This is a genomic window from Amycolatopsis sp. NPDC051128, assembly GCF_040682715.1.
In the GTDB taxonomy this organism is placed as follows: domain Bacteria; phylum Actinomycetota; class Actinomycetes; order Mycobacteriales; family Pseudonocardiaceae; genus Amycolatopsis.
In genome coordinates this window covers 61,169-84,760 of record NZ_JBFBBN010000005.1, presented here as the reverse complement: position 1 = coordinate 84,760, position 23,592 = coordinate 61,169, and the positions used below count along the sequence as shown (strand labels likewise).

Sequence of the window (23,592 nt, the reverse complement as noted above, 5' to 3'; positions counted from 1 at the left end):
CTCATGTCACCCGACCTGCGCGGCGCGATGCGCACCTTCGCCACCGGGGTGTGCGTCGCCACCACGTATCGCGACACCCCTGACGGCCGCCGGCACGACGCGGTGACCGTCAACTCGCTGGGTTCGATCTCCCTCGACCCACCGCTCGTTTCGCTGGCGTTCCGGAAGGAGTCGGCGTTCCTCGCGGACCTCCTGGCGACCGGCCGCTGGGTGGTGTCGATCCTGCCGGCGGGCGCGCGCGAGCTCGCCCGCCGGCTCGCCGGACCGCGCGCCGCGCGCGTCTCCGAAATTGCTCTCCTGGAAGCGAAACCCGGAGAGCGGACCGGGGCGCTCGTGCTCGACGGCGCGAGCTGGCTGGAGTGCGCCCTTGCTGACCGGTTCGACCTCGGCGACCACACGCTGGTCGTCGGAGAAGTCCTGGCCACCGGGCACGACCGGCACGCCCCGGCGCTGGTCTTCGTGCACGGCGGCTACCACACGGTCACCGATCCGCGGCACGTTTCCGGGCCGGGGCAGTGGGGAGAAGCGCTCTAGCCCGCTGTTCGCGGGTCGGGCATGCTCGGCCGGTGAACGAAGACGCAATGCGCTGGAGCGGCCAGCGCACGGATCGGGTCGACGCCGGGACACTGCCGGGCCTGGCTCGCCTGACCGGATTCGTGAGAAGTGTCCGGACACCGGAATTCCGGGACGTGACCTTCCATGAGGTCCTCGCGAAGAGCGCCTTGAACCACGTGCCGGCGGACGCCCGCATGCTGCCCGGCGAGTACACGATCAACCCGTACCGCGGCTGCACGCATGCGTGTCAGTACTGCTTCGCCCGCAACACCCACACCCGGCTCGGCCTGAACATCGCCGGCGACTTCGACAACGAGATCATCGTCAAGACGAACATCGTCGAGGTGCTGCGCGCCGAACTCGCGCGCAAGCGGAAACTGCCGCCGCGCGTGGCATTCGGCACGAACACCGACGTCTACCAGCGCGCGGAGGGCCGGTACGCGCTGATGCCCGGGATCATCGACGCGCTGGCGGGCCACCGCGTCCCGTTCTCGATCCTGACGAAGGGCACGATGATCCGCCGCGATCTGGCGAGCCTGGTGAAGGCGAGCCGGGCGACGACGGTGCACCTGGGACTGTCGATCTCGATCCTGGACGAGGAGCTCCAGCAGTCGGTGGAATTCGGCACGGCGACCACGACCGCGCGCCTCGCCACGGTCCGGGCGATCCGCGACGCGGGGCTCGACTGCACGGTGTTCCTGTCCCCGATCCTCCCGCGGCTGACGGATTCGCCTGCACAGCTGGAAAAACTGGTCGCGGCGGTGGCCACGGCCGGGGCGACGAGCGTGCTGTACCACCCGCTGTATCTGTCGAGCGGGGTGAAGGACGTCTTCTTCGCCTGGCTGCGCCGGGCGCACCCGGAGCTGGTCGCGGACTACACGACGCTGTATTCGTCGGGCTCGGAGACGTTGCGTCCCTACCGCCACGAGGTCGGGGCCCGGATCCGCCCCCTGATCGCGAAGTACGGCTTCCCGGATCCGGACGAGACGATCGAGGACAAGTTCGCCCTCAACGGCCGGCGGGGGCAGCCGCCGGAGGAACCCGCCCAGCCGATGCTCTTCTGAGTTGCCGGCTCAGTGCGAGCCGAGGCGATGGGGGCTCACGGCCAGGTCGTCGAGCCGGACGTCGTAGGAGGACGGGGCCGGGTTGGGCTGGTAGAGCTGCCAGCCCAGCTTGAGGGTCGTGAAGTCGGGGAAGAGAAAGTCGCCCGGGGCTCCGCCGTGTTGCTTCGTCGAGACGGTGAGGGCGGTCTGTTCGACGCCGTCCAGGTACACCGTGACCCGGTTGTCGGTCGCGTCGAGGTGGAACTCGACGCAGCGCCACTTCCCGGCGACGGCGGGGGCGGAGGTCTGCCAGGCGGTCCAGTCGCCGGTGGGGCCCAGGTCCGATCCCACGCCGAAGAAGTTCGCGCCGGAGCTGGGCACGTACTGGCCGCCGAGCGGGCGGACCAGGGTCGGGGAGCCGGAACCGGAGGCTTCGGCGATGGTCCAGTGGGCCCAGTCCGGGGCGGTGGGGAATTCCGCCACCCGGAGGCGCGCGCGAACCCAGAAACTGTTGCCGGAAGCGGCCGGCGCCGGGATCACGAGGAAGGCGCGGCCGTTGCCGGCGGTGCGGATGTGCAGTTCCCGGCCGTGTCCGGTCCTGCTCGGTTCGATGGCCAGGGTGCCGCCGGCGGCGTCGGTGGTCCAGCCGTGGCCTTGGGTGACCGGGCCGACGGGCAGGCGATCGAAGTTCTCCCGGAACACGGTGTTGTCGTGCCCGGCTGCCGTGGCAGGTGACGCCGCAAGGGCAATCGCGGCGGCGAACGCGGTCACTGCGGATCTTCTCAAGCGAATCACGCCTCTCGTGGTGGGGCGACTCCCCGGCCCCCGTCCGGTGTTCATCGCCGGGGACGAGTGACGACGATCTTGCCGAACCGTTGCCGGCGACGCAAGGACGGTCGGTGGAAAGCGCTACCCGATAACGCGTGGGCGCACTTTCCTTTCGATTTATGAAGAGGTTCGCGGTAGCGCTCCCTTCTCCGGGAATTGATCTGGATGTCGTCGGTGGTGTCCGACCTTCCGACGATCGGACCCTTGACACCGCGTGGCGTGGTTCCCCTACACTATCGACGGCGTGTTAGCGCTAACAATTTCTCCGTGCCCGGCACTCGACGATGAGGTGGGTGGACGATGATCAGTCGACGCGGACTGATGGCGGGCACGGCGGCCGCCGCGGTCGCCGGCGTGCTCGGCAGCGCAGCCTCGGCGCGCGCCCAGGCTGCCGCCGGTGGCTACGTGATGGCGTACTTCACCGAGTCGCCGTCCATGACGGGCGCCGACTACGGGCTGCACCTGGCGGTCAGCGCGGACGGCCTCGACTGGATGCCGCTCAACCAGAACAACCCGGTGGTGACGCCGACGGCCGGCACCGGCGGGCTGCGTGACCCCTTCGTGCTGCGCAAGCAGGACGGCCGATTCGTCGTGCTCGCGACCGATCTCAAGGGCACCGACTGGTCGCTGCAGAACCAGTACGTCCACGTCTGGGATTCGGCGGACCTGCGCGGGTTCACCGGCTACCGCCGGGTCAAGCTGCACTCGATGGCCACGCACAGCTGGGCGCCCGAGGCGTTCTGGGACCCTTCGCGCAACCAGTACGCGATCATCTACTCGGCGGCGTACGGCGGCCACGACGTCATCATGGTCAACTACACGACCGACTTCGCGACGGTCAGCGCGCCGCAGGTGTTCTTCGACCCCGGCCACGCGACGATCGACGGGACGATGGCCGTCATCGGCGGCGTCAACTACCTGTACGTCAAGAACAACACGAACAGCACCCTGGTCGGCCAGCGCTCCGGCTCCCTCGCCCCCGGCGGTTTCACCACCTACAAGACCGGGATCTCACCGGGACGGGGCGTCGAGGCGCCGCAGATCGTCCCGGCGCCGTCGGGGAGCCGCTGGTACCTGTGGGGCGACACCTGGAGCCCCAACGGCCGGTTCTTCTGCTGGCAAACCACCGACGTGGCCGCCGGGAACTGGACGCTGCTGAGCGACCGCGCCTACACCCAGCCGTTGAACTCCAAGCACCCCGGCATCACGCCGATCACGGCCGCGGAGCGGTCCGCCCTGGTCGACCGGTGGGGTGCCCCGGCGTGGCGGCGGCTGAAGTCCTACAACTTCCCGGACCGCTACGTCCGGCACGCGGACTCCGTGGGCCGCATCGACGCCTATCCGTTCGACCCGTACCAGGACCAGCTCTGGAAACTGGTGCCCGGCTTGGCCGACTCGGCCGGCGTGTCGTTCGAGTCCGTCAACTACCCCGGCCGGTACCTGCGGCACAGCAACTACGAAATGCGCCTCGCGGCCGACGACGGCTCGGCGACGTTCAAGGCGAACGCCACCTTCCACCAGACGCCGGGTCTCGCCGACTCGAGCTGGTCTTCGTTCCGCTCGCACAACTTCCCGGACCGCTACCTCCGGCACTACGCCTATGTGCTGCGGATCGATCCCCTGGGCAGCACATCCTCCACTGTGGACAAGCAGGACGCGACTTTCCGAGTCGGCTACTGACACCGGTTGAGAAGGAGCCGTCATGCTACGACGACGTGGCACGGTTTTGTCCCTGCTCGTGCTTGTCACTCTGCTGCTCGGCGCGCCCGGTGCGCACGCCGCGCCGGTGACGGTGACCAACGGGAGCCAGTTCGCCGACCCGGCCGGCGCCCTCGTGCACGCCCACGGCGGGGGAATGCTCAAGGTGGGGGCGTACTACTACTGGTTCGGCGAGAACCGCAACGCCGACGACACCTTCCGGGCCGTCTCGGTCTACCGCTCGACCGACCTGAAGACGTGGGAGTTCCGCAACGACGTGCTGACGCAGTCGTCGGCGGCGGAGCTGGGCCGGGCGAAGATCGAGCGGCCGAAGGTGATCTACAGCAGCTCGACCGGGCAGTACGTGATGTGGATGCACAAGGAAAACGGTGACGACTACGCCGAAGCGCGCGCGGCCGTGGCCACCTCGTCCACGGTCGACGGCGGCTACACCTACCGCGGCAGCTTCCGTCCGCTCGGCGCACACATGTCGCGTGACATCACGCTGTTCAAGGACGACGACGGAACCGCGTACATGGCCTCTGCGGCCCGCGAGAACGCCGATCTGAACGTGTACCGGCTCACCGCCGACTACACCGGCGTCGCCGCGCTGGTGCGGACGCTGTGGCCCGGCTCGTACCGCGAGGCGCCGGCGATGTTCAAGCGGAACGGCGTCTACTTCCTGCTCACCTCGGGTGCCACGGGCTGGCAGCCGAACCAGCAGAAGTACGCGACGGCGTCCAGCGTCACGGGCACGTGGAGCGGGTTGACGAATGTCGGGGACGCCACCGGCTACGGCAGCCAGACCGCGTACGTGCTCCCGGTGCAGGGCTCGCAGGCGACCTCGTACCTGTACCTGGGTGATCGATGGGCCGGGGCCTGGCAGCGGCCCGTCAACGAGTCGCGGTACGTCTGGCTGCCGCTGAGTTTCCCGAGCGCCACCACGATGTCGATGAGCTGGTCCCCGCAGGTGAACATCGACACGGCCACCGGCGTGGTCACGGGTGCGGGCACCGGGAGCGCGTACGAGTCCTTGGTGGCGCGCCACAGCGGCAAGTGTGCCGACATCCCGGGTTCGTCCCGGGGCGACGGCGTGCAGCTGACCCAGTACACGTGCAACGGCGGCTGGAACCAGCAGTGGAGCGTGCTCGACCTCGGCAACGGCTACGCCAACCTGATCGCGCGGCACAGCGGGAAGTGCCTCGGCATCGCGGGCGGCTCGACGGCGGACGGCGCGGCGGCGGCGCAGGAGACGTGCGCTTCGGGCACCAACCAGCAGTGGCAGGCCCAGGCCGTCAGCGGCGGGTACGTCCGGTGGGTGGCCCGCCACAGCGGTAAGTGCCTGGACGTCGTCTCCGCGTCGACGGCCGACGGCGCGGCGGTCAAACAGTACCCGTGCACGAGCGTGACGAATCAGCAATGGCAGCGGCGGGCGGCCTGATCAGGGCTCCTTTCGGCAGTGCGCGCGCCTGGGAGTAACCGGACATTGGGGGTAATCTGGCCGACGAGGATGATCGAACCGGGGGGACTTCCGATGCGTTCTTGGCAGGTGGGCACGTCGGCTGTCCGGCCGATTAGGGGCTGACATCGCCGTCCGGGCGCGGGAGGCTGGACCGATGAGGGGTATGCGGGTCTTCGTCACGCTGCTGTCGGTTCTGCTCCTGATCGCGCCTCCGGCGGTGGCCGGTGAGCGCGGTGTCGTCGTTCGTTCGGATCGGCCGGAGTTCTGGCGCGGCCAGGTGCTGCTGAAGGATCCGCGGACCCGGGACGTCCCGGAATGCCGGCAGAACGGCTGCGACCGGGCCGAGGTCGAGGTCCGCCTGCCCGCCCGGCTGCGGAACACCCCGGGCGGGGTCGAGCTGGCGATCCGGACGGTCGGGGCAACCCCGGACGACAGTCTGGGATTCGCCGTCTACCGCGGAAACCGCCGGGTCGCGCTCGCCGACGCGCAGCTGGGCGCGGCCCGTTCGGTGTGGCTGCCGAAGACGGACGCGCGCTACACCGTCTACGTCTTCGCCAATCCGTACGTGCCCGAGACCGCCTCGCCGTCCGTCCGCTATGAAGGGCTTGCCGAGAACGAGACCGTCGAGCGGCGCGGTTCCCAGGAACTCGTGCCGGATCTCGAGGCCCTACCGCAGCGCTTGGTCACTTTCGACACTCCGCCGCCGTTCGGCGGCGACATCGCCGCGCCGGGGGCGTCGTGCTTCCGCAGCGAGGTCGAGGACCAGGGCGCGAAGCGCTGCCTGCGGTTCGGACAGGCCATGGCCAACGTCGGTGACGGCCCGGTCGAGGTCCGGTTCTCGATGCCCACGGGCCAGCGACCGCCCGAGGTGGTCGGTTCGCAGCGCATCCACCGCGCCGACGGGACCTTCACCGACATTCCCTCGGTGGGTGTCATGCACTACCACCCGATCCACCAGCATTACCACTTCGAGGACTTCTCGGTGTCCCAGCTGTGGGCGGCGGACGCCACCGGGGCGCCGACCGGGAGCGGCCCGGCCGCGTCCGGAAAGAAGAACGGATTCTGCATGGCCGACTCCGAGATCGAGTGGTGGGGCAGGAAGGGCGACGCCCCGCAGAGTTTCCCCGCACCGCGCTGCCTCTACCCCGAACCGGCTTCCCCGCCGGGGATCGACGCGTTCAAGAGTGGCATTTCGCGCGGCTGGTCGGACGAGTACTGGTGGGCGCTGCCCGACCAGATGATCGACGTCAGCTCCCTGACCGACGGCACCTACGTGCTGGTGACGAGGGTCGATCCGGCGAACAAGCTCCGCGAGCTCGACGAGAGCAACAACTGCGTCCGGATCCCGGTCACCCTGACCGGGCTCGCGACCGCGACGCCGAAGGCGGAACTCGGCGCCCAGGCGTCGCGCTGCTGACCGGTTGGTCCACTGTGGACCGGGCTGCTCCTGTCACGCTCCGAGTCGCTCGGCGCTCTCGCCGATCTCCTGGCTGGCCGCCCACGACGCCAACAGGGCCAGACCGTCCGCGGTCGCCGTGCCGGCGGGTGCGGTGTAGACGGTCAGGTGCAGGCCGGGTTCGGCGGGCAGCTCCATCGACTCGACGTCCAGGTCGAGCCGGCCCACTACCGGATGGTGCATCCGCTTGCGTCCGGACCGGTGGAGCCGGACGTCCTGAGACGCCCACCGCTGCCGGAACAGTTCACTGCGTGTCGACAACTCACCGACCAGGGCGATCAGCTCCTCGTCGTGCGGATTGCGGCCCGCCTCCATGCGTAGCTTCGCGGCCGCGTCGCAGGCGATTCGGTCGTAGTCGACGAAGAACGTCCTTGCCGATTCGGGATCCAGATATACGAAGCGCGCGGTGTTCGCCGGTCGTCGCGTCTCGGCCAGCACCGGTGAAAACAGTGCGCGGGCGAGTTGATTCGTGGCCAGCACGTCATAACGGCCGTTGCAAACCCACGCCGGCGCATCGGTGATGGCGTCGAGCACCTGCTGAAGCGCCGGACGCACCGTCACGGCGGGTCGCCGGCGGCGTGGCGCCCTGGACTGCCGCGCAAGGTGGAACAGGTGATCGCGCTCGGCCTCGTCAAGGTGCAAGGCGGAGGCCAACGCGTCGAGCACCCCGTCGGAGGTGCCGGCGAGGCTGCCGCGCTCCATCCGCACGTAGTAGTCGACCGATACCCCTGCCAGCAGAGCTACCTCTTCGCGACGCAGACCCTTGACCCGGCGGTTGCCGCCGTAGGCGGGCAGTCCGGCCCGCTCGGGCGCGATCCGCGCGCGACGCGAGCTCAGGAATTCCTTGATCTCGGTGCGCAGATCGATCATGGCCACTCCTTCACTGTAGGCCCTGTCCGCAGGCGGAGGGAGGTTCTGCGGGTACCCCCCGACGCCTAGGTACCTGTTGCGGTCGTGGCGATGCCGCCGTCGATCGGGATGATGGTGCCCGTGAGGTAGGACCCGGCCCGGCCGGCGAGGAACACGGCGATACCTGCCATGTCGTCGTCGCGGCCGAGCCGGCGCAGAGGGGCCTTCGCCGCGATCGTGTCGCCGATGGCATCGAGCGTGGCCGCCATCATCTGCGACGGGAACGGTCCTGGGGCCACCGCGTTCACCGTGACGTGCTGTGGGCCCAGTTCCCTGGCGAGAACTCTGGTGAGTTGATGGAGTGCCGCTTTGCTGCCGGCGTACGAGTAGTTGGGCGCCTCGGCGACGTGGATGGCGGCGATACTGCCGATGTTGATGATCCGCGCGGGATCATCGGCGGTGCCCGCCCCGCGAAGTGCGGGGAGCAGCGCCTGCACCAGCCAGAACGGCGACTTGAGGTTGAGGTCGATCACTGCGTCCCAGGCCTCGTCCGGGAACGTCTCCAGCGGCTCGCGCCACATCGCTCCCGCGTTGTTGACGAGGATGTCCAGGCGTTCCGAGTCGGCTTTGACAAGATCAGCGAGGCGCTGACATTCGTCATGCCTGGACAGGTCGGCGGGGATTGCTCGAACGTCGCCGAATTCGGACAGTAGACGCTGTGCCTCCGCGCACGTGTCCGCGTTGCGTGAGCTGATGACGACGCGGGCGCCCGCCTGCAGAAGGCCGCGCGCTATCATCATCCCAATGCCCCTGGTGCCGCCAGTGACAAGTGCGTACTTCCCCCTCAGATCGAAAAGGTCTGCGTGCGTGGTGAACTGGTTGTCCGCCATGGGTCTTCGTTCCTTATGTCGTGGAAGCATGTGTGGCCGGGAGCCGACTCGAAAATAGGTTGGCAGGCGCCTTGGACATCTGGGAGACCCTGGTGATCCGGGTACTGTGAGAGCCCCTTTCGACCCGGCATCGTCGTCGTGAATCGACGTGTGAGAAGGCCGCCGACGTACTGGTCGATCTCCGGCGCCACCTGGCGTGGCTTGGCCCGTGAGCCGGGTAGGTTCCCTCGAGAAGCTGGTCACGCGGGCGTAGCTTCTGAGCATGAGGATCGGCGAGTTGTCCCGGCGCACCGGCGTGAGTCCGCGCTCCCTGCGGTACTACGAGGCGCAGGGCCTGTTGACCAGCACCCGCTCCAACGCCGGGCAGCGGCACTACTCCGACGCCGAGGTCGAGCGTGTGTCGCTCATCCGGCAGCTGTTCGAGGCGGGGCTGTCCAGCCGGGTGATCGCGATGGTGTTGCCGTGCGTCGAGACTCCCGGCGACCAGGGCGTCGTCGAGTTCGCGTTCGCGACGATGAAGCGCGAGCGCGACCGGATCGACGCGGAGATCGCGCACCTGACCGAGACCCGCGACGCGCTCGACGTGCTGCTCGACGCCAACAGCCGGCACCGGGCGCAGCTGGCCTGAGGGTGTGACCCGCGCCTCAGCCGGTTGCCCCTGACACCGGTGTCAGCGGTCAGCATGACCGCAGGGCCCGGAACGACCGGGCCGGTCACCGGAAGGCGCGGAAAATGGGACAGGCATGGGGTTTCGGCAGGCACGGCGGGCCCGAAGTGCAGGAGTTCTTCGACCGCCTCGATCCCGTTCCCGGTCGCGGTGAGGTGCTGATCCGGGTCGACGTCGCCGGGGTGAATCCCCTGGATCACCTTCTGCGCTCGGGTCTGGTCCCCGGGCTCGACGGCGGCCGGCCGTTCCCGCGAGTGCTGGGCATGGAAGCGGCTGGAACCGTTCTCGCGCGGGGGGAGGACGTCGACGGGATCGAGGTGGGGGATGCGGTCTTCGGCTTCGCGCTCACCGGCGGCGGCACCTACGCCGAGACGACGGTGCTGTCCGCGCCGAACACCGCGCGCATCCCGGCGGGACTGTCCGCGACCGTGGCGGCGACGCTGCCGGTGGCCGGGACGACCGCGGTGGACGCGCTCGACCAGCTGGGCCTGCGGGCCGGTGCCACGATCCTGGTGAACGGCGTCGGGGGAGGGGTCGGCCTCGCGGTCGCCCGGCTGGCCGCGGCGCGCGAGCTGCGCGTGGTCGGCACCGGCAGCGCCGCCAAACGTGAGCCGGCCGAGACCGTGGGGGTCCGATTCGTCGACTACACCGCCGGGGACGTCGTCAGCGCGGCTCGTGAGCTGGTTCCCGGCGGCTTCGACGGGATCGTCGACCTGGTCGGCGGCCCCTCGCTGCGGACGGTCGCCCCGCTGGCGCGGGACCCCCGCGACGTCATCGCCGTGGGCGATCAGTCCGTCTCCGACATCGGCGGCCGTTTCGTCGAGCGCCGCATCGACCGCGAGAATCTGGAGCGCGCCGCCCAGCTGGCGCTCGACGGAGTCCTCGCACCGTCGATCACGGCGGTCCACCCGTTGTCCGACGCCCCGGCCGCTCTCGCCACCGTCGAGAGCGGTCACACCTCGGGCAAGGTCGTCATCAAGGTGACCTGAGCTGCTCGAGGGGTGAGTGGCCGACGAGAACCGCGGCGGGGGGCAAAACGGCGGTAGGACGGGTCTGCTGCGGCCTGCGGCCGGCCCCAGCTCACGGTCACCGTGCTCACCACGCTGGGGCCGATGCTCGGGGGCATCTCATCCATCGCCGGGGTCTACGCTGGTCAGCGGATCTCCGGGGTGCTCGGGCTCGTTCGACTCTTGACCTGGGTGCCCGGATTGTTACAGGCTGTGTGATGTTGACGCGAAAAATGTTAAGAGGCGCATGACCGAGGACCACGGCACCCGTCGCGGGCCGGACTGGCGGCGGAAGGCAGTCGCCGACCACGTGCTGTCCGCCGGCTCGGTGAGCGCCGCCGAACTGGCGGAGCAGTTCCGCGTCAGCCTCATGACCATCCACCGCGATCTCGACGAGCTCGAACGCCAGGGGATCGTGCGCAAGTACCGCGGCGGGGTCACCGCGCAGCCGTCCGGGGTCTTCGAGAGCAACGTCGCCTACCGCATGAAGTCCATGCAGCACGCCAAGGACGCCATCGCCGAGCGGGCCGCCGCGCTGGTCGAGCCCGGGATGGCGGTCATGCTCGACGACTCCACGACCGCGCTGGCGCTCGCGCGCCGCCTGGTCGGGATCACGCCGCTCACCGTCGTCACCAACTTCCTCGAGGCCATGAACCTGCTGGCCCGCGAGCGCGACATCCGCCTCATGGCCCTCGGCGGCGACTACGACCCCCTCCACGACTCCTTCCTCGGCGTGTCCTGCGTCGACGCGATCGAGTCGTTCCGGGTGGACCTCTGCTTCGTCTCCACCTCCGCCGTCTCCGCCGGGTTCGCCTACCACCAGGAGCAGCACATCGTCTCGGTCAAGCGGGCCATGCTCGCCGCGGCCAGCCGAAACATCCTGCTCATCGACCACACCAAGCTCGGCCGGGTCGCGCTGCACCGGGTCGCGCCGCTGGAGGCGTTCGAGCGGGTCGTCGTCGACGACGGCGCGGACGCGGAGGCGCTTCGTGAGCTGGACGAGCACAAGGTCGCCTACGAGGTCGCCACCACTTCTTGACACGTTTCAATCCCGCTCTCTACGCTCCACGTAACACTCATTGGTGTTAACTTCACATCTCATCGTTGACATGTGATCGGAGCGGCATGACCGACGACCTCACCGCGACGCGGGCCCCGTACGGCCTGTCCTGGCGCGGGGTTCCTCGGCAGCTCGCTCACCGCGCCCGTGCTCGACCAGCACGGCCACCCTGAACTCGCGCACGCCCGGCCGCGCAGGACCGCCGCCGTCGTGGCTGTACCCGTTGCGGCGCAACGCGACCACGATCTGGGAGCGTCGAGACGGCGACACGGAGGAAGACGGCCTCCGGGTAGCGGCCATGAACTCGTTCACCCACCACGTGCCCGGCTCGGCCGGCGAGTGGTCGTACCGGGGTGCCCGCCGGCGTCCGGGTCATTCACGTCGAGCCCGGCACGCTCGTCTGCCGGCTCACTTCGGGACTTCCCTTTCACCGCGGCAGCGTCACCACCCCAGGAGAAAACCATGACAATCGACAACCTGAGCCGGCGCGGATTCCTCGTGCTCACCGGCGGCGTGGCCGCCATGGCGGCGCTCACCGCGTGCGGCGGGTCGGGCAGTGGTGACGACCCCCTGCGGCTCGTCGGCGTCGCCGACCAGCAGAAGGCGCTCGACGAGCTCACCAAGGCCTACGGCAAGGTGAAGTTCAGCACCTCCTACGCGCCCACCGACCAGGTGCAGACGTCGGTGCGCACGCAGCTCGGCGCCGGCAACGCGCCCGACATCCACGTCGTGTTCCCGGGCAACGGCAGCGCGATGAGCATGGCGCAGATCGCCAAGGCCAACCTGCTCGCCGACCTGTCGGACCAGGAGTGGACGAAGAAGATCCCGGACAACTTCAAGCCCGCGTTCCAAAGCGACGGCAAGACCTACTTCTACTCCGCCGGCGCGAGCGTGATCGGCGCGATCTACAACAAGAAGGTCTTCACCGACGCGGGTGTCACCGCGATGCCCACCACCTGGCCGGAGTTCCTCACGGTCTGCGAAAAGATCAAGCAGTCGGGCAAGATCCCGATCGCGCTCGGCGCGCAGACCCCGTGGATCACGCAGCTGATCACCTACGCGCTCGTGCCGTCCACCGTGTATGCCAAGGACCCGGACTTCGACAAGAAGATGGCCGGCGGCCAGGCCAGCTTCGCCGGCTCCGGATGGGCCGACGCCTTCGAGATGTACCTGGACCTGCAGAAGCGCGGTTACTTCAACGCCAACCCGAACGGCACGACGTTCGAGCAGCAGACGTCCATGGTCGCGACCGGTGAAGCCGGCATGGCGATCCAGGTGTCGGCCGTGCTGCCGGACTTCCGCAAGGCCGCCAAGAACGCCGACGACCTGTCGATGTTCCCGGTACCCGGCGGGGACACCGCCGACGGCGGGTGGATCCCGGCCGGCATCGTCGTGGGACTCGGTGTCAGCGCGCGCGGCAAGAAACAGGACCAGGCCAAGGCGTTCATCGAGTTCCTCGGCGAGCAGAAGAACATCAACGCGTGGGCCGAGGCGGTCGCCTGCGTGCCGCTGGTGCAGGACTCGAGCTCCAAGATCGATCCGGCGCTCGACTCGTTCCTGCCCTTCCTGAAGAACGACAAGGCGGTGCCGTTCATGGACCAGGCGTGGCCGAACGCCGAGGTGCAGCCCGCGCACTTCGCGGCCGTGCAGGAGCTCCTCGGGGGCAAGACCACGGTTCCCGAGGCGCTCAAGAAGCTCGACGACACCTACCGGAAGGGCTGACCGGGTGAGCGGGAGGACACGCCGGTTCATGATGCCACCCTGGTGGTTCGCGGTACCCGCGCTGCTCGTCTACGCGGTGGTCGTGCTCTACCCGACCGGCACCGGCGTCGTCTACGCGTTCACCGACTGGACCGGGATCGGCGACTGGTCGTTCGTCGGGTTCGACAACTTCACCAAGCTGTGGGACGACGACGCGGCGAGAGGCTCGGTCGTCAACACGCTGCTGCTGACGATCGCGATCGTGGTGGTGCAGAACGGGATCGGGCTGTTGCTCGCGCTCGGGGTGCACACTCACATCAAGTCGCGGGCACTGCTGCGCGTGATCTTCTTCGCGCCCGCGGTCGTCAGCCCGGTAATGGTCGCGTTCCTGTGGAAGTACGTGTACAACCCGAAACCCGGCGAGGGGCTGAACGGGTTGCTCGGCGCGATCGGCCTCGGGAGCTGGCGGCAGGACTGGCTCGGCGACCCGGATCTCGCGCTGTGGTCGGTGGCGTTCATGGTCGTGTGGCAGTTCGCCGGCTATTCGATGGTGATCTTCCTGGCCGGTCTGGCGTCCGTGCCGGACAACCTGCACGAGGCCGCGATGATCGACGGCGCGGGGCGCTGGCAGCGGTTCCGCCACGTGACGTGGCCGCTGCTCGCCCCGGCCGTGACCGTCAACGTGATGCTCTCGACCATCGGCGGGTTGAAGCTGTTCGACCAGGTGTACGCGGCGACGAACGGCGGGCCGGGCTACGCGAGCGAGACGCTGTCGACCGTGCTGTACAAGCAGGCGTTCGTGTTCGGCAACTACGGGTACTCCACGGCGATCGCGCTCGTGCTGGCGCTGTTCGTGTCGGCGATCTCACTGGTGCAAGTGCAGATGCTGCGGGGAAGGGAGGTGACGGCCGGATGAGTTTCCGTTATGGACTCCGGACGTTCGCGCTGGAGTTGTTGATGATCGCCGTCGCGCTTGCTTTCCTGTTCCCCGTGTACGCGTTGGTGACGTTGTCCCTCAAGGACCCGCGGCAGATCGCGGCGTCACCGCTGTCGCCGCCGACGTCACCGACGTTCGGCAACTTCGGCGACGCCTGGGACCGCGCGTCGTTCGGTTCCGCCCTGCTGAACAGCACGGTGATCACCGTCACCAGCGTGGTGCTCCTGATCGCCGTGGGATCGTTCGCGGCGTACTTCATCGCCCGCCGCCGGACCGGACTCGGCTACGGCATGTACGTGCTGTTCCTGCTCGGCATCGTGCTGCCGTTCCAGCTCGGCATGATCCCGCTGTTCAAACTGGTCGACGAGGCCGGTTTGCTGGGCACGTACCAGGGGATGGTCATCTTCTACACCGGCATCCAGCTGCCGTTCACGATCTTCCTCTACACCGGGTTCATCCGGGCCCTGCCGAGCGACTACGCGGACGCCGCGCTGATCGACGGCGCCGGCCATCTGAGAGCGTTCACGCAGGTCGTTTTCCCTTTGCTGCGGCCGATCACCGGCACGGTGCTGATCCTCAACGCGGTGTTCATCTGGAACGACTTCTTCACCCCGCTGCTGTACCTGGGCGGGTCGGCGAAGGAGACGATCCCGGTGCGCATCTTCTCGTTCGTCGGCCAGTACGTCTCCGAGTACGGCCTCGTGTTCGCCGGTCTGGTGCTGGCGGCGCTGCCGATCCTGGCGATCTTCCTGGTGCTGCAGAAGTACGTGATCAAAGGTTTCTCCAGTGGCCTGAAGGGGTGACGATCGATGGCAGTCGGACGGCGCGAGGTGCTGTTGTCCGGCGCCGCGGTGGGAATCGCCGCCGCGGCGACCGGGTTCTCGGCGAGCAGCGGCTGGGCGGACCCGCGGTTCTAGTTCGTCGGCACGTCCATCTCGACCAAAAAGGACGGTGAGGACCTCGACCAGGGCGGCAAGGACCTCCTCGACGCCAACCCGCACATCAAGTTCACCAGCTACCAGCGCGGCTACGTCCGGTGCACGGTCGACGAACAGGTGTGCCGCGCGGACTTCCGCGTCCTGCCGTACGTGACCCGGCCCGGCGCGCCGGTCTCGACCCGGGACAGTTTCGTGACGGAGAACGGAAACCCCGGACTGCAACCCGCCTAGCCCGTGCACAGCGAGGCACGAATCCCACCACTGGAGGTTGTCTTGACCACACCTATGTCCCGTCGCCGGGCGTTGGGGCTCGGCGGCGCCGGGGCGGCGGCGGTGCTGCTGGGCACCGGCGCCTGGAACGCCGCCGGCGCGTTCGCCGCGCCCAAGGCCGGCGGCCTGTTCACGCTCGGCGTCGCGTCCGGTGACCCGGCGCCGGACGGGGTCGTCCTGTGGACGCGGCTCGCCGCCGACCCGTTCGCAGTGGACGGCAAGGGCGGCATGCCGGCCACCCCGGTGCGGGTGGAGTACGAGCTCGCCCTGGACGAGCGGTTCCGGCAGGTGGTGCGGCGCGGTTCGGTGGTCGCCACCCCGGAACTGGGCCACTCGGTGCACCCGGAGATCCACGGCCTGGCGCCGAACCATGAGTACTTCTACCGGTTCCGTACCGGCGGGGAGATCTCGCCGGTCGGCCGCACGCGGACCATGCCCCCGGCGTTGTCCGACCCCCGTGAGCTGAACTTCGCCTTCGCGTCGTGCCAGGCGTGGCAGGACGGCTACTTCACGGCGTACGACCACATCGCGGCCGAGGACGTGGCCTTCGTCGTCCACCTGGGCGACTACCTGTACGAGTCCGGGGTGGGCACCAACCGGCGCGGCGTGGTGACCGATCCCCGCTTCCACACCGAGGCGATGGACCTCGCGCGCTACCGGCTGCAGTACTCGCTGTACAAGACGGAAGCGCCGCTGCAGAACGCCCACGCGGCCCACCCGTTCATCACCACCTTCGACGACCACGAGGTGGAGGACAACTGGGCCGGCGACATCTCGAAGATCGACACCGAACCGGACCAGGACCGGGCGGTCTTCCGGCAGCGCCGGGCGGCGGCGTTCCAGGCCATGTACGAGAACCTGCCGCTCCGGCGCGCGCAGCTGCCGCACGGCCCGGACATCCACATCTACCGCAGGCTGAACTACGGACGCTTGGCCGACCTCACGATGGTCGACACCCGCCAGTACCGCGACGACCAGCCCTGCGGCGACGGTAACGGCACCACGTGCACCGAGCGGTTCGACGAGAACCGGACGATCCTCGGCGACCGGCAGCGGAACTGGCTGTTCGACGGCTTCTCCCGCTCGAAGGCGCGGTGGCAGATCCTGGGCAACCAGGCCCCGATCGGCCAGACCGACCGGGACCCGGGCCCGGCACTCGACGTCTGGTACGACCCGTGGGACGGCTACGTCGCCGACCGGAACCGGCTCCTGGCGGCGGTCCAGGACCGGGGCGTGCGCAACATGGTGGTCATCACGGGTGACCGGCACCAGAACTACGCGTGGGACCTGAAGCGCGACTACGCCGACCCGACGTCCCCCACGGTGGCGTCGGAGTTCGTGGGCACGTCGATCACCAGCGGCGGCGACGGCGCGGACAGCACCGACGAGGCGCAGCGGTTCCTCGCCGCCAACCCGCACATGAAGTTCATCAACACCCAGCGCGGCTACGTGCGGGTGAACGTGAACAGGCAGCGCTGGCAGAGCGACTTCCGCGTGTTGCCGTACGTGCAGAAGCCGGGCGCGCCGGTCGCCACCCGGGCGAGCTTCGTGGTGGAGGACCGGGTCCCGGGCGTGCAGAACGCCTGACCGTCGCCGCGGGGCGAGCTCAAGTTGTTCGACGTTCGGGCCGAGCGCCCCCATTGTGGCGTTGGTAACCCGGATCTCGCGTGATTGAGCACGTAACTCGCGTGATTGGGGCCGGATCTCGCGAGTTACGGCTCTGATCACGCGGGTTACGGCTTCGATCACGCGGGTTACGGCTTTGGGGCGCAACCCCGGGCCCTGCCGACGAACTCGGACGCGCGAGCCAGCCTGCCTGTTATACGTTTCAAGATGACCCGCGTCAACGAGGACGAGGAGCCCACATGACATCGAGTGAAGCCCTCGGCACGTGCTCCGCCGAGGACGGCGGCGAGACGGAGCGCGCGGCCGCATGAGTTCCGACGAGCTGCTGACCCGGTTCACCGATCCCGGCCCCGAGTTCTCCCCGCTGCCGATCTGGTGGTGGAGCGGCGGCCGGGTCACCGCGGATCGGATCCGGTGGCAGCTGGAACAGCTGGTGTCGCAGGGCGTCCGGCAGGCCGTGGTGATGTGCCTGGCGCCCACCGGGCCGATGTTCGGTTCGATGGCCGACGATCCGCCGTTCCTGAGTCCGGAGTGGATCGAGCTGCTGGACGGCGCCTGCGCGGACGCCGCCGAGCTGGGCTTCCAGCTGTGGATGTACGACCAGATCGGGTTCTCCGGGGCGAACTTCCAGGGCCGCCTCACCGCGGGCCGCCCGGAGTTCGCCGGGCTGGCCCTGCACCGCGAGCCCGACGGCACGATCGGCCACCGCGTCAGCGGTTTCGACTACTTCGGCGAAGCGGCCTGCGCGGCCCTGCTCGACCAGGTGCACGGTGAGCTGGAACGGACCGTCGGCCGCTGGTTCGGGACCGTGATCCCCGGGTTCTTCCAGGACGAGCTGCCGCCGCTGCCGACTTGGGGGCACGACTTCGCGGAAACCTTCGCCGCGCACTACGGCTACGACCTGACACCGCGGCTGTCCACGCTGTACGAAGGCGCGGACGCCGAGTCCGCCCGCATCCGGAGGGACTACCAGGACCACCGTGCCCGGCTCGCCCGTCGCGCGTTCTTCGGCCCACTGGCCGAGTGGTTCGGCGACCGTGGCCTGATCTGCGGTTTCGACCAGGCCAGCCCGGCGCGCGAGGGCGATCCGGTCGGCGGGGTGCGGATCTACGGCGACTACCTGGGCACGCACTCGGGCTACGGAGCGCCGGGCAGCGACCACTGGGGCGACGCGAAGGTGCACAGCTCGCTCGCCCACGCGCACGGGCGCCCGCGCACCTGGATCGAGGCGTTCCACTCCTCCGGCTGGGGCGGCACGCTCGAAGAGACCTACGACTGGCTGGCGCCGTTCCTGCGCCGTGGCGCGACGCTCTACGACCCCCACGCGGTGTACTACTCGACCGCGGGCGGCTGGTGGGAGTGGGCGCCGCCGTCGACCTGCTGGCGCCAGCCGTACTGGCCGTCCTACCACCAGTTCTCCGGCGCCGTGAGCCGGCTGTGCTCGGTGCTGACCACCGGCACCCACGAATGCGACGTCGTGCTGCTGTCGCCGACCAGCACCGCGCAGGCCTACTCCACATTGGACGGTCCGCTGCCGCCCGCCGAGCGGGCCGGCGCCACCTTTCACGCGCTGAACGGCGTGGGCACGTGGTTCGCCGAGGAACGCGGTGTGCTGGAGCGGGCCGGGATCGACCACGACACGCTCGACGAGGCCACCATCGCGTCGGGAACGGTGACCGCCGGGGGATTGCGAATCGGCGCGGAGACCTACCGCGCGGTGATCCTGCCCGCGGTCGAGCTGCTGCTCCCGGCCGCGGCGGCCCGGCTCGCCGAGTTCGCCGCGGCCGGCGGGACGGTGGTCTGCGTCGGTGGCGCGGCGGTCGAAGGCGCGCTCGCGGTCGCGGAGCCGGACGACGTGCCCGCGCTGCTTCCGGAACCCCGGATCACCGCCGACGTCCCGTTCCTGCTGCGCCGCCACGGCGACCGGCACGTCCTGCTGCTCACCGCGCACGACGAGCACACCGGCACCCGCGCGCCGATCGTCGACCTCGACCGGGAGGACTGGACGGACAAGGGCTTCCCCTGGGACGAGTACTGGCGGCAGCTGCACGACATCGGGTACGAGTTCGTGCCGCCCGGCGACCGGGTCGCCCGCGTCGGCGGGGTCACCGGGCAGGCCCAGCAGTGGAACCCGCGCACCGGGGACCGCACGAACGTGCCCGTGGTGAACGGCGAGGTGGCGGTCGTCTTCACCGACGGTCCGATCACGCTGCTCGTGTTCGGCGACGACCTGCCCGAGCCGACCCGCACCCCGCCCGGGCCCGTGGTCGGCGAGGTGGCCGTCGACGGCTGGCACGCGGTCGCCGAGTCCACACTGGACAACCGGCACGGCGACCTCGCCGACCCGGCCCGCACCGGGGTCCTGCCGGTCGAGGTCTGGCGGTTCGGTGCCGCCCTGGCCGGGTACGGCGTGTTCGCGGAGGTCCGGGACGCGGCCGGGTGGCGGCCGGCCACCTGGTCGTTGTCCCGCGGCATCCGTGATGACCCGGGGCACGGGGAAACACTGGGCCCCAAGGGTTACGTGCCTGAGGAGTTTCTCGACTGGCGGCACGTCCGCGCCGGGGAGACGGTCGCGGTCCGCACGTATCTTCCCCTGCCCGACCGCGACGGGCTGTTCCTCGCGGTCGGGGCGAGCGCGGCACGGCGGGTGTTCGCGGACGGCTCGGAACTGCCTGCCGACGGCCCCGGGTACCAGTCGTTCAGCCCGCTTCCGGCCGGCCGGACGGTGCGCGTGGAGATCGAGTTCACCGCCGACCAGGACGGCCCGCTGCGAGCGTCGTTCGCGGTCGTCACCGATCCGGCGGCCTACCGCAGGCCGGAATGGCTCGCCGGCGGCGAGATCGGCCGCACCTTCGACCTCGGCGAGCTGTCCGGCGAGGCGATCGTGCAGGTCGCCAGTGAGGAAGCCTGCCGCGTGCTGGTGAACGGCACCGAGCTCGGGCGCCAGGGCGACTTCAATCCCTACCCGGGCTTCCGCGAGATCCGCGTCCACCCCTACGACCTGCGCGAACACCTCCGGCCCGGCGAGAACACCCTCACGCTCCTCACGGCCGGACCGGTGGCCGTCGACTCGGCCGACCCGCGTCTGGTCAGCGGCCCGGACTGGGGCGAGGTGCGCCGTTCGCACAAGCGCGACCCGCGTTTCCTGTGCCTGCACCCGCGGCCGCACCCCCTGCCCGGCGCGCACTGGCTCGAACCGGCGGCCGTTCCGGGCGACGTCGTCGTCGCCGTGGTCCCCGACGTGGAAGACGCTGCACCGCTCGGCGAGCGCACCGAAACGCTGACCTTCCCGGCCCCGCTCGGCGCGGTGGCGCTGCGGATCCCGACCGGCCTCGAGGTACTCGTGCGCGTCGGCGAGACCGAGTTCAAGCCGGTCGGCCAGCGCGTCCGCTTCCCCGAGCCGCTGCCCGGGGGCACCCCGGTCCAGCTGCGGTTCCGCGCGGTCGACGGACGCCGCGGCGGCGCCCTGCTCGACGCCGGGCTCGAGGTGGAGACGGCCGAGGCGCCGGTCGAGCTGCGCAGCTGGGAGGACCTCGGGCTGCGCGCGCTCGGCGGCCTGGTCCGGTACCGCACGACGATCGAGGCCCCGCCCGGCCGCGTCGTGCTCGACCTCGGCGAGGTCCGCGGCACCGCGGACGTCGTGGTGAACGGGCACCTGGTAGATCGGCTGGTCTGGGGACCCTGGCGGGCCGAAATCTCGGACGCGCTCCGGCCGGGAGCCAACGAACTGGAGGTCGTCGTCCGCGGGACCCTCGCCGGGTACCTCGACGACGCGTCACCCACGTCGGCCGTGGCCGCCGGACAGGTCCGCACCGGCCTGTTCGGTCCGGTGCGGCTGGTACAGCACGAAAAGGAGAGTGACCGTTGACCGTCACCGCCGTCCGGTTCGAGCATCTGGACACCGCACTGGGAATCGGCACCGGCACGCCACGGCTGTCGTGGCAGGTGCGCACCGACGATCCCGGCTGGGCGCAGACCGCCTACGAGATCGAGCTGGACGGTTCGCGCACGGTCCGGGTCGCCTCGGCCGAGCAGGTGCTGGTGCCGTGGCCGTTCGCACCGCTGCCGTCGCGGACCCGCGCGACCGTCCGGGTCCGCGTCGAACCCGGCGGTGAGTGGTCGGAGCCCGCGACGGTGGAAACCGGGCTGCTGCGGGCCGGGGACTGGTCGGCGAAGTTCGTCAGCCCTCGCACGATCGGCGGCGTCGGGCAGCGCGCACCGATCCTCACCCGGTCCGTCACGCTGCGGCCCGGCATCGTCTCCGCCCGGCTGTACGCGACGGCGCACGGCGTCTACACCGCGACGATCAACGGCACGCGCGTCGGCGACGAGGTCCTGGCTCCCGGGTGGACGAGTTACCGGCACCGGCTGCGGTACCAGACCCACGACGTCACCTCGCTGCTGCGCGAGGGGACCAACGACCTGGAAGTCCTGCTCGGCAACGGCTGGTACCGCGGCCGGCTCGGCTGGTCCGGCCGGCGCGCGATCTACGGCGACCGGCTCGCGCTGCTGGCGCAGCTGGAGGTCACCTACGCCGACGGCTCGACCGAAGTCGTCGGCACCGACGAGCGGTGGTCGGCCCGGGAGAGCCGGATCGTCGCCGACGACCTCTACGACGGGCAGCACACCGATCTGACGGCCGAGCCGTCCACTGTGGACGAGGTCGAGGTGGTGGCCGCCGACTTCGGCCGCCTGGTCGCGCCGGAGGGCCCGCCGGTGCGGGTGACCGAGGTGGTGCCGGCGGTGCAAGTGTGGTCCGCACCGTCCGGGAAGACGCTGGTCGACTTCGGGCAGAACGTCGTCGGCTGGGTGCGGCTGCGCGTGCGCGGCGCGCGGGAGGTCACCGTGCGGCACGCCGAGGTGCTGGAAGACGGTGAGCTGGGCGTGCGCCCGCTGCGGTCGGCGAAGGCGACCGACACCTACGTCCTGTCCGGCGCCGCGGAGACCGTGCTGGAGCCCAGCCTGACGTTCCACGGTTTCCGGTACGCCGAGGTGTCCGGAGTGGACGATCTGCGGGCCGGCGACCTCGAGGCCGTCGTGGTGCACAGCGATCTGCGGCGCACGGGCTGGTTCGGCTGCTCGGACCCGGACCTGGAGAAGTTCCACGAGAACGTCGTGTGGGGCATGCGCGGCAACTTCCTCGACGTGCCGACCGACTGCCCGCAGCGCGACGAGCGGCTCGGCTGGACCGGTGACATCCAGGTCTTCTCGCCGACGGCGAGCTTCCTCTACGACAGCGCCGGGTTCCTGCGCTCGTGGCTGGCCGACCTCGCGGCCGACCAGCGGCCGGACGGCGCGGTGCCGTTCGTGATCCCGGACGTGCTGCCCGGCGACGACCCGGCGGCGACCGCCTGGGGCGACGCGGCGGTCGTCGTGCCGTGGGTGCTCTACCAGCGGTTCGGTGACGCGGAGGTCCTCGAGCGGCAGTTCGGCAGCATGCGCGGGTGGGTCGACAAGATCGCTTCGCTGACCACGGACGGCGTCTGGTCCGGCGGGTTCCAGTTCGGCGACTGGCTCGACCCGGCCGCGCCACCGGACGACCCGTTCGCCGCGAAAGCCGACTCCGACGTGGTCGCGACGGCGTACCTCGTGCGGTCCGCGGAGATCGTGGCGGCCGCCGCCGAGGTGCTGGGCCGGGACGGTTCGGCGTACCGGAAACTGGCCGAACGGACGCGGGAGGCGTTCGCGCGGGAGTACGTCACCGGCTCGGGCCGGGTGCTCTCGGACGCGCCGACCATCTACGCGCAGGCCATCGAATGGGCACTGCTGCCGACGCCCCAGCAGCGGTCCGTGGCCGGCCGGCGGCTGGCCGACCTGGTGCGCGCCAACGGTTTCCGCATCGCCACCGGATTCGTCGGCACCCCGCTGATCACGGATGCGCTGACGAGCGCCGGGTATCCGGAGCTGGCGTACCGGCTGCTGCTGGAGCGCGGGTGCCCGTCGTGGCTGTACCCGGTGACGATGGGGGCGACGACGATCTGGGAGCGCTGGGACAGCATGCTGCCGGACGGGACGATCAACCCGGGCGAGATGACGTCGTTCAACCACTACGCGCTGGGTGCGGTGGCCGACTGGATGCACCGCACGGTGGCAGGGCTGGCGCCGTCCGCTCCGGGGTACCGCGAGCTGACCGTCCGCCCGATCCCGGACGCCGCTCTCACGCACGCTTCGGCCCGGCACGAGACGCCCTACGGTGAGGCTTCGGTGGCTTGGCAGCGGCGCGACGGGCAGTTCACGCTGGACGTCGTGGTCCCGCCGGGGGTGACGGCGAAGGTGCACGTCCCGGGTGAGGCGCTCGTCGAGGTCCGGCACGGCCGGCACAGCTGGACGGTCCCCGACCCGTGTCTCTCGCCGCCGCGCGTGCGGACCGTTCGCGACCTCATCGGCTCCCCGAAGTGGGCGGACGCGGTGTCGCTGCTGGTCTCGCACGGGATCGCCGACGACGCGGTCGACGCCGCCCGGCGGGCCGGGTGCCACCTCGACCGGCCGGCGTCCGAACTGGCCGGTTTCCTGGCCATGAAGACGCTCGCGGACTTCTCGGCCGCCGAACGGGCGCTGGAAAAGCTCCTGGAGTGAGCGTGACCTACCCGGTCGGCGGGCCGTGC

General features: G+C 70.1%; 18 protein-coding genes. 15 read left to right on the top strand and 3 right to left on the bottom strand.

Annotated elements, in window-relative coordinates:
• Positions 1-3 precede the first annotated feature (3 nt).
• Complete coding sequence (locus AB0M82_RS07950; RefSeq protein WP_364718633.1) at positions 4-534, top strand: flavin reductase family protein; 531 nt, start codon at positions 4-6, stop codon at positions 532-534.
• Positions 535-566: 32 nt separating this feature from the next.
• On the top strand, positions 567-1,619 hold the full coding sequence (locus AB0M82_RS07945) for a radical SAM protein (RefSeq protein ID WP_364718631.1): 1,053 nt from the start codon (positions 567-569) through the stop codon (positions 1,617-1,619).
• Positions 1,620-1,628: 9 nt separating this feature from the next.
• On the opposite strand, the gene AB0M82_RS07940 is transcribed toward AB0M82_RS07945, so the two are convergent.
• Entirely contained in the window at positions 1,629-2,369 is a 741-nt protein-coding gene (locus tag AB0M82_RS07940; RefSeq protein ID WP_364718630.1) for a hypothetical protein, read from the bottom strand.
• 357 nt (positions 2,370-2,726) lie between these two features.
• Between AB0M82_RS07940 and AB0M82_RS07935 the strand changes: the two genes are divergently transcribed.
• The 3 genes from AB0M82_RS07935 (at position 2,727) to AB0M82_RS07925 (ending at position 7,003) form a co-directional block, all read left to right on the top strand.
• Positions 2,727-4,106, top strand: a complete 1,380-nt coding sequence (locus AB0M82_RS07935) for a glycoside hydrolase family 43 protein (protein ID WP_364718629.1) — start codon at positions 2,727-2,729, stop codon at positions 4,104-4,106.
• Between the two features lie 22 nt (positions 4,107-4,128).
• The gene (locus tag AB0M82_RS07930) at positions 4,129-5,565 is read left to right on the top strand and encodes an RICIN domain-containing protein (protein WP_364718628.1); all 1,437 of its coding nucleotides are present in this window, start codon (positions 4,129-4,131) and stop codon (positions 5,563-5,565) included.
• Positions 5,566-5,740: 175 nt separating this feature from the next.
• Positions 5,741-7,003 carry a lysyl oxidase family protein gene (locus AB0M82_RS07925; RefSeq protein WP_364718627.1) on the top strand — a complete coding sequence of 421 codons (1,263 nt, stop codon included), beginning with the start codon at positions 5,741-5,743 and terminating at the stop codon, positions 7,001-7,003.
• Positions 7,004-7,036: 33 nt separating this feature from the next.
• On the opposite strand, the gene AB0M82_RS07920 is transcribed toward AB0M82_RS07925, so the two are convergent.
• Together AB0M82_RS07920 and AB0M82_RS07915 are read right to left on the bottom strand one after the other, a co-directional pair.
• Positions 7,037-7,918 (bottom strand): helix-turn-helix transcriptional regulator, encoded by an 882-nt coding sequence (locus AB0M82_RS07920; RefSeq protein WP_364718626.1) that lies wholly within the window; start codon positions 7,916-7,918, stop codon positions 7,037-7,039.
• Between the two features lie 59 nt (positions 7,919-7,977).
• Positions 7,978-8,781 carry an SDR family oxidoreductase gene (locus tag AB0M82_RS07915; RefSeq protein WP_364718624.1) on the bottom strand — a complete coding sequence of 268 codons (804 nt, stop codon included), beginning with the start codon at positions 8,779-8,781 and terminating at the stop codon, positions 7,978-7,980.
• Positions 8,782-9,043: 262 nt separating this feature from the next.
• On the opposite strand from AB0M82_RS07915, the gene AB0M82_RS07910 reads away from it, so the two are divergent.
• From AB0M82_RS07910 to AB0M82_RS07865, 10 genes are all read left to right on the top strand, one after another.
• Positions 9,044-9,409, top strand: a complete 366-nt coding sequence (locus AB0M82_RS07910) for a MerR family transcriptional regulator (protein WP_364718623.1) — start codon at positions 9,044-9,046, stop codon at positions 9,407-9,409.
• A 104-nt stretch (positions 9,410-9,513) separates the two neighbouring features.
• On the top strand, positions 9,514-10,437 hold the full coding sequence (locus AB0M82_RS07905) for an NADP-dependent oxidoreductase (protein WP_364718622.1): 924 nt from the start codon (positions 9,514-9,516) through the stop codon (positions 10,435-10,437).
• 265 nt (positions 10,438-10,702) lie between these two features.
• Positions 10,703-11,494, top strand: coding sequence for a DeoR/GlpR family DNA-binding transcription regulator (locus AB0M82_RS07900; protein WP_364718621.1), 792 nt, complete (start codon positions 10,703-10,705; stop codon positions 11,492-11,494).
• 130 nt (positions 11,495-11,624) lie between these two features.
• Positions 11,625-11,981, top strand: a complete 357-nt coding sequence (locus AB0M82_RS07895; RefSeq protein ID WP_364718927.1) for a hypothetical protein — start codon at positions 11,625-11,627, stop codon at positions 11,979-11,981.
• The gene (locus AB0M82_RS07890; protein ID WP_364718620.1) at positions 11,978-13,237 is read left to right on the top strand and encodes a substrate-binding domain-containing protein; all 1,260 of its coding nucleotides are present in this window, start codon (positions 11,978-11,980) and stop codon (positions 13,235-13,237) included. Before AB0M82_RS07895 ends, AB0M82_RS07890 begins: the two co-directional genes overlap by 4 nt.
• Positions 13,238-13,265: 28 nt before the next feature.
• Positions 13,266-14,132, top strand: a complete 867-nt coding sequence (locus AB0M82_RS07885) for a sugar ABC transporter permease (protein ID WP_364718618.1) — start codon at positions 13,266-13,268, stop codon at positions 14,130-14,132.
• On the top strand, positions 14,129-14,956 hold the full coding sequence (locus tag AB0M82_RS07880; RefSeq protein WP_364718617.1) for a carbohydrate ABC transporter permease: 828 nt from the start codon (positions 14,129-14,131) through the stop codon (positions 14,954-14,956). The genes AB0M82_RS07885 and AB0M82_RS07880 overlap by 4 nt, the downstream gene beginning before the upstream one ends.
• A 420-nt stretch (positions 14,957-15,376) precedes the next feature.
• A complete protein-coding gene (locus AB0M82_RS07875) occupies positions 15,377-16,948 on the top strand; it encodes an alkaline phosphatase D family protein (RefSeq protein WP_364718925.1) in 1,572 nt (523 codons plus the stop codon).
• 346 nt (positions 16,949-17,294) lie between these two features.
• Positions 17,295-20,855, top strand: a complete 3,561-nt coding sequence (locus AB0M82_RS07870) for a hypothetical protein (protein ID WP_364718615.1) — start codon at positions 17,295-17,297, stop codon at positions 20,853-20,855.
• Positions 20,852-23,563 (top strand): glycoside hydrolase family 78 protein, encoded by a 2,712-nt coding sequence (locus AB0M82_RS07865; RefSeq protein WP_364718614.1) that lies wholly within the window; start codon positions 20,852-20,854, stop codon positions 23,561-23,563. Before AB0M82_RS07870 ends, AB0M82_RS07865 begins: the two co-directional genes overlap by 4 nt.
• The last annotated feature ends 29 nt before the right edge of the window (positions 23,564-23,592 follow it).